Genomic DNA, 6,454 nt, shown 5'->3' with positions numbered 1-6,454 from the left:
GTCCTCGGGCTTCTCTCGTTTGCCTGCCATCTCGTCGTCCTCCTGAAAACGGGATATTCCTATCCCAAAAGGTGGACCACTTCAGTGGGGGCACCCCAGGATGATATCTGACCAGCCTTGGTACTTTCGCAGCTGGTGGTTCGATCCAACGATTCGGGCTGTATTATCAATGTTAGACCGGATGCACGAGGTCTTCCAGAAAACCTCAGGCCTTTATGCCAGATTGATCGACGAAACGGCCCCGGCAATCACATTCCAACTTCTTGATCTTGAGCAGTTTGATCTCTCGGATGACCTATACATCAAAATGAATGCGCGTGGGAAACCGCTAACTCCATTCGAGACATTCAAGGCACGTTTCGAGAGGCATCTGGAAAACCAGTTCAAGGGCGCTCCGCCTGATCTCTGCAGCGGGACGGCGATTGCAGACTTTTTCTCTCGTCGGATCGATACCCGATGGTCCGATTTTTTCTGGCCGTTCCGTGATAAGAAAACTGCCACATTCGACGACGCCATGATGAACCTACTTCGGACCGTGATCATGGTGACTCGGGATCCCGAAGCTGCTGCAACTTCGACTGATTTGGCCGACCTTCGCTCAATGACTCGAGCTAGCAGCTATACGTGGTTTCACGACAGGGGTTGGCTGGATGAGGAAATGGTCCTGTCGCTGATCACGCTTCTTGAGCGGTGGAGCGCGGGACCCGAAACGTTGCGCTGCTATCTTCCCGACACGCGGCATCTCGATGAACGGGCTCTTTTTCAGGACATACTGACTAAGCCGACCAGCCTTACCTTCCAACAGCTTGCTCAGCTTGCTGGATATGCCCAGTTCCTCGTCCATTCGACCGGAGAGATTGATCCCACTACTTTCAATGCATGGATGCGGGTAGTCTCCAACCTCGCGACCAACACCGATTACAATCGGCCCGATGACCTGCGTCGGAGCTATGCTGCTCTTAGAGACCTCAAGCCGTGGATGGACGATATCCTCAAGCACCTCGCAAGTGCAGATGGTCACGTGGGTGCTTTCGCAGTAGTTCAGGTCGCGGAAGAACGAATTAAGGCTCGTCTCATCCTCCTCGGTGACGGCTGGCCTGAACGGCTTGATCGGGCAGAGCAGCATACCTACTTTCGGGGGCAGATTGGGTTCCTGCTACGCTGCTGCGGCTTGAATCTCGGTGAGGTTGATGCCGAGCTCGAGCGTCTTGATACAGCTACCGCGAGCAAACTTGTCGAGCCATTTGAACATTATCTCGCATGTGCCTTGCAGATGTTCGACGACCTTGTGAAACACCCGAAGGGATCTGGTCGACTCTGGGAGCGCGCGCTTCTCGCGGTGGGAGATTTCTTGCCGAATGTCGGCAGAAATAGATCGTTGCTCACCACATCATACGACGAAGCATGGGGATGGAAGAGACTACTGCGGAATGCAGCTACTGTTGATCGGCCAAGCGTGATCCTAAAGGCCCTTTGGGACCGCCTCGAAGACCCGGATTCATATGCCGCTGATCTTGACGGAGTGATCGAGACTGCATCGAAAATTGAACCGTGGCGTAAGGCGATCCTCGAAACTCCGTCCGTCTACGACTACGGCACTTATAGAATGATGCGTGGCTCAGACGGTGAAGGAAACTACCTTCTTAGAAAGACGCAGATGAATGGAAGACATGCGGAACTGTTTACCTACTGCCTATACGACAGCCTCTCGTCTGACATGAAGCCAGACGGTTTTTCGACGAGTTATTATGAGTCTACGTCCACGGATGACGAGCCTGGCCTCTGCATAACAAGAGACTTCAAGGGCACGGAAATTACTTTCTACCTGACGCTGTACCAGGCACCCAAACAATACCAATTCTACTTATATGAGCCCAAGACGCCAGAAGGTGACCTACAGGAGGCTCTTGAGGAATTAGGATTTGAAGAGGATGAAGATGGCTATTGGAAGATGCTTGGGAAGCTGAAACATCTGAGGTCAAAAGTTGGCGAGTTGGCCGAAGCACTTAAAGAAAAAGACCAAAAGGCATGAACTCCTGTGAGAAGGATTTAAAAATGAGCGGCTTTCACGCGGAGTCTCTCGCGTATCGCTCGTAAAAACGGCTGGAACCCCGGTCATCCGCCGCGCCTGGTACGAAGGGCCGCTATGGGCCGCTAGTTCCTGGCGCAGGTAAGCGCGCTTATCGATATACGCGGTCTTCTGGGTCAGAAATGCTTGACGTTTGGGTCAGAATTGAAAGACGCGGCTCTGCTGTTTCCTCAGAATTTGGCCGTTGATTGGGTCAAAGGTGTTCGACGTTCCACACAAATTGTAGAACGTCGGACGAAATTGACCTAGGCGTCATAAACTGATCCAATCCACTGTTTTTACCGTGTGGCTTGTTGCGTTGATCTGACCTTCCTTTGGGAAAATCAGGGCTGTTTTGCAGGTTCAGTCTTTGAGCCCGCCTTTTACTGCTGATCTGCAGCAAGTTTCAAAAGGCGGGCGAACGCGGGAGGCGGCGAGGCAATGCTATTCGACCGGGTTGGTGCGGCCCGCAGGCGCAGCCGAGGACACGGCCCGGTCTAATAGAATTGCCCGAGGGGGAGGGCAGCACCCTCTTCTTGACGGCCAGGGGCGTTTGGCTCGTCCAAATCCCGCTGGCCCACAACACAGAAGCGCCGGGGCCATCAGCCCCGGCTCAGTGATGCGGTCATACAATATTGAAAACTCAGTTCACAGGATACGGGACTGAACCTCTAGAGCTGATACCTGCATCGATGGCCGTAGCCAGCCCGAACACGGCTTTCATGCATGGAGCCGCGATACCTTTGCTGCAAGCACGAACGGTCTCCCGAGAGCGGACCTTCGAACGGCTCCGAAGATCAGGGCGATACTGCGCTCAGGCGTTGTTGCGCAAATCCATGGGGATTCATCTTGTGAATCCAATATGCTAGCTGTGCAACATGAGCAGACCTCCGAAGACGACATACAAGACGACCAACTGGAATAGCTACAATCATGCACTTAGGCAGCGCGGATCGCTGACCGTCTGGTTCAATCCCTCGATGCAATGGGAGGCGGTACCGTCCGGGCGTCGCGGTCGCCAGCAGTCCTATAGCGACGCCGCGATCCAGGCCTGCCTGACCCTCAAGGTCCTCCTCGGGCTGACACTCCGCCAGACGACAGGGTTCGTTGCGAGCCTGCTGGAACTGTCCGGCCTTGGCTGGTCCGTGCCTGACTTCAGCACCCTGTCGCGTCGCCAAAAGGCCTTGGACGTCACCATCCCGTATCGGGGCTCCAAGGGCGCGCTTCACCTGCTCGTCGACAGTACCGGCATCAAGGTGGAAGGTGAAGGCGAGTGGCACACGCGCAAGCATCCCTCTCACACATGCAAGCATATGTTGCCGGGCAATGGGTGGCTCGCGACGCAGGGTTTGGCGCAAGATCCACCTCGGGATCGATGAGGAAACATTGGAGATCCGGGCGGTCGAGGTCACCTCCAGCAATGTCGGCGACGCGCCGATGCTGCCGGACCTGCTTGCACAGCTCCCGGCGGAGGAGGAGATCGCCACCGTCACCGCCGACGGTGCCTATGACACCCGCGCTTGCCATGATGCCATCGCGGCCCGCGGCGCGGCGGCGATCATTCCGCCGAGGAGGACTGTGAGGCCTTGGAAGCCGGACACGGCCGGAACCCGGGCGCGAAACGGGATCCTGCGAGCATCGAAGCACTTGGGTCGGGCGCTGTGGCGAAACTGGAGCGGGTATCACCGCCGCAGCAGGGTGGAGACGAAAATGAACTGCGTGAAGCGGCTCGGCCAGAGGTTAATGTCACGGGACTTCGACCGCCAGGTCGCCGAAGTTCAGATCCGTGCGGCGGTCATGAACCGCTTCACCGCCCTCGGCATCCCTGTCACCGTGGCCCTAGGATGAGTGTGTCCGGGGAAAGGGGAACTCTGGCTGTTAGTTGATTTGTACAACAGCGCCGTAGCACCCTCTCCCTGACGGCCAGGGGCGTTTGGCTTGTCCACATCCCACTGGCCCACAACACAGAAGCGCCGGGGCCTTCAGCCCTGTCTTCGTGTTGCGGTCAATCAATTTTGAAAACTGAGTTCACAGGTTGCGGGACTGAACCGCTAGTGCTGATACTTGCATCGATGGCCGTAGCCAGCCCGAAGGAGACATCAACGCAAGGCGCAGCGAGGGCGCTTCTGCAAGCGCGAAAGTCTATCCGCGAGCTGACATTCAACTCGGCCTCAGCGACGTAGGACAATCACTCGAGCGTGATTGCACCGTCGTTATTTTCCCCACAGATAGAGATTTTCCACCCTTGATCCTAAAGGCGAGGCAGATATGCTCTCGCTCAACTTCAAGGGTTGTGTTTTATGAATGTATTTACTCAGGATGCCCGGCTTGGGCGTCTGACGACTGTGCTGGGATCCGACGCGCTTGTGCTTTTGCGGATGGATGGCACGGAGGAGCTTTCGGGAGAGTTCGAGTGGCGCGTTGAAGCGCTTTCAACCCAGAACACCCTCGACCTCAGCGCTCTCCTTGGAACTCATGCCACCATTGAAATCAATCACGCTCAGGGTGCGCGCGCCTTTGACGGGATCGTCTGCGAAGCCGAGCAACGCGGGGCCTTCGAGAACGGGTTTCGCTATGACCTGACATTGCGTCCGTGGCTGCATGTGGCCAGCCTGCGGCGCAATATGCGGATCTTCCACGATAAAACCGTCATCGAGATCGTACAAGAGGTGCTCCGCTCTTACGCCGCACTGGGCAACCCTCACCTTGAGCTGCGGGTGATGGATGACTACCCGGTGCTGGAATACACCGTTCAATATGGCGAAAGCGACGCCGATTTCATCCGCCGCCAGCTGGAGCGCTTTGGCATAACATGGTCGTGGCGACATGAAGCGGGATCACACACGCTTCTGCTCACCGATGCGGCGATCAGCCTGCCCGAGGTTCCGGGATCCTCGCGCCCGTATTTTGGTGTCGCCGGCTATCACCGGCACGAGGAGGAGCATTTCCGCCATTGGTCCGCGACCGAGCGGATCACCACCGGCGCAGTGCGGCTGACGGAGTATAACTTCAAGATACCCACATCGGCGCAGGAAGTGGACCAGCTCTCCGATGCGTCTCATCCAAGCGGCGATATCGAAAGTTATGACTGGCCCGGCGATTACCTCAACCAAGGCGAAGGCCGGGGTGTGGTGTCGCGCCGTCTGGAAGCTGAGCGCGGTCAGGCCCCGCGCCACCGGGCTGAGGGCGATGTGGTCTCCCTCGGCGCGGGCTGGCGCGTCACACTGGCGGGAGATGATGTTCCCAAAGTGACGGGGCGCACATTCGTATGCCTCAAGGCCACCCATCGGTTCCGGGCGCAGGCCTATGGGTCTGGGAGTGCGGGAGCGGATGACGCGCCCTATGACGGAGCCTATGTGCTGACCCCTGATGATGCGCCATTTCGCCCGGAGCGCCGCACAGCAGGACCGCGCGTAGAGGGACCAGAAACCGCGGTTGTCGTCGGTGAAGGCGAGATCGATTGTGACGAACACGGTCGCATTTTATGCCGCTTTCACTGGGATCTCGATGGCGCGCACACCATGCGGGTTCGGGTGAGCCAGAACTGGGCCAGTCAGGGCTGGGGAGGAATCGTGATTCCTCGTATTGGCATGGAGGTCATCGTCGAGCATCTTCGTGGGGACCCCGACAAGCCCATCGTCACTGGCTGCGTCTTTAACGGTAAGAACCGACCACCTTACGAGTTGCCCAAGCACAAGACGAAATCCGTTTTCCGCAGCGACAGTCACAAGAGCTCTGGCTTCAACGAGCTGACATTCGAAGACGCCACGGACAACGAAAAGATCTACCTGCATGCAGAAAAAGATCACGAACTGCATATCGAGAACAACCGCGCCAAACGGGTGGACCGCAACCAGTCCGAGTCTGTCGGGAACAACAAATCCATCGAGGTCGGGAACAACCATCACGAGGTAATCGGCGGCAACATGACTCTGATGGTGGGGCCGAACAAGCTGCAGTCGGCGGTAACCTCTGCCTTCAAGAAATTTACCAGTGCGATCGGCGACATGACCAGCAAGCTTGGCCTGCCGGATGCGCTCAACATGGGTGAAGGTAATCTGATCATCGGCGTTGCCAAGAACAAGGCGGAAACAGTGATGGTCAGTTCGACTGAAATCGTAGGTGCCGCAAAAGCCGTCACCGTTGGGGGCGGCATGCAGGTTACTGTTGGTGGAGTGAAGAACGAGAGTGTCGCCGTCGGGTCCTGGGAGGAAGTCGGAAACAACAAGGTGACCCATGTCGGTGAGAAATACGAAATCGTTGTCGGCAAGTCCAAAATTACTCTGGACCGGGAAGGCAATATCGCGCTGGACGGTGTGAACATCACCATCAACGGACAATCCGCGGTCACGGTGACCGGCGGGCGCATTGACCTGAACTGAGTGA

Annotated in this window: 2 protein-coding genes and 1 pseudogene; all 3 read left to right on the top strand. The window is 56.9% G+C overall.

From position 1 onward, the window contains the following. Nucleotides 1–181: 181 nt before the first annotated feature. Complete coding sequence (locus MHM88_RS02925) at nt 182–2,032, top strand: DUF262 domain-containing protein (RefSeq protein WP_239359761.1); 1,851 nt, start codon at nt 182–184, stop codon at nt 2,030–2,032. Between the two features lie 914 nt (nt 2,033–2,946). Further along, nucleotides 2,947–3,916, top strand: a pseudogene (locus MHM88_RS02920) (IS5 family transposase). Between the two features lie 452 nt (nt 3,917–4,368). Then, nucleotides 4,369–6,450 carry a type VI secretion system Vgr family protein gene (locus tag MHM88_RS02915; RefSeq protein WP_239359759.1) on the top strand — a complete coding sequence of 694 codons (2,082 nt, stop codon included), beginning with the start codon at nt 4,369–4,371 and terminating at the stop codon, nt 6,448–6,450. Nucleotides 6,451–6,454: the final 4 nt, after the last annotated feature.

Origin of the sequence: Epibacterium sp. MM17-32 (genome assembly GCF_022348205.1) — a bacterium.
GTDB lineage: Bacteria > Pseudomonadota > Alphaproteobacteria > Rhodobacterales > Rhodobacteraceae > Epibacterium.
The sequence above is the reverse complement of the archived record's forward strand: the minus strand, read 5'-3'. Positions and strand labels throughout refer to the sequence as shown.

What these genes read in the sequence shown, in the direction of transcription:
- MHM88_RS02915 (WP_239359759.1), top strand. Translation starts at nt 4,369, where the DNA reads ATGAATGTATTTACTCAGGATGCCCGGCTTGGGCGTCTGACGACTGTG.
- MHM88_RS02925 (WP_239359761.1), top strand. Translation starts at nt 182, where the DNA reads ATGCACGAGGTCTTCCAGAAAACCTCAGGCCTTTATGCCAGATTGATC.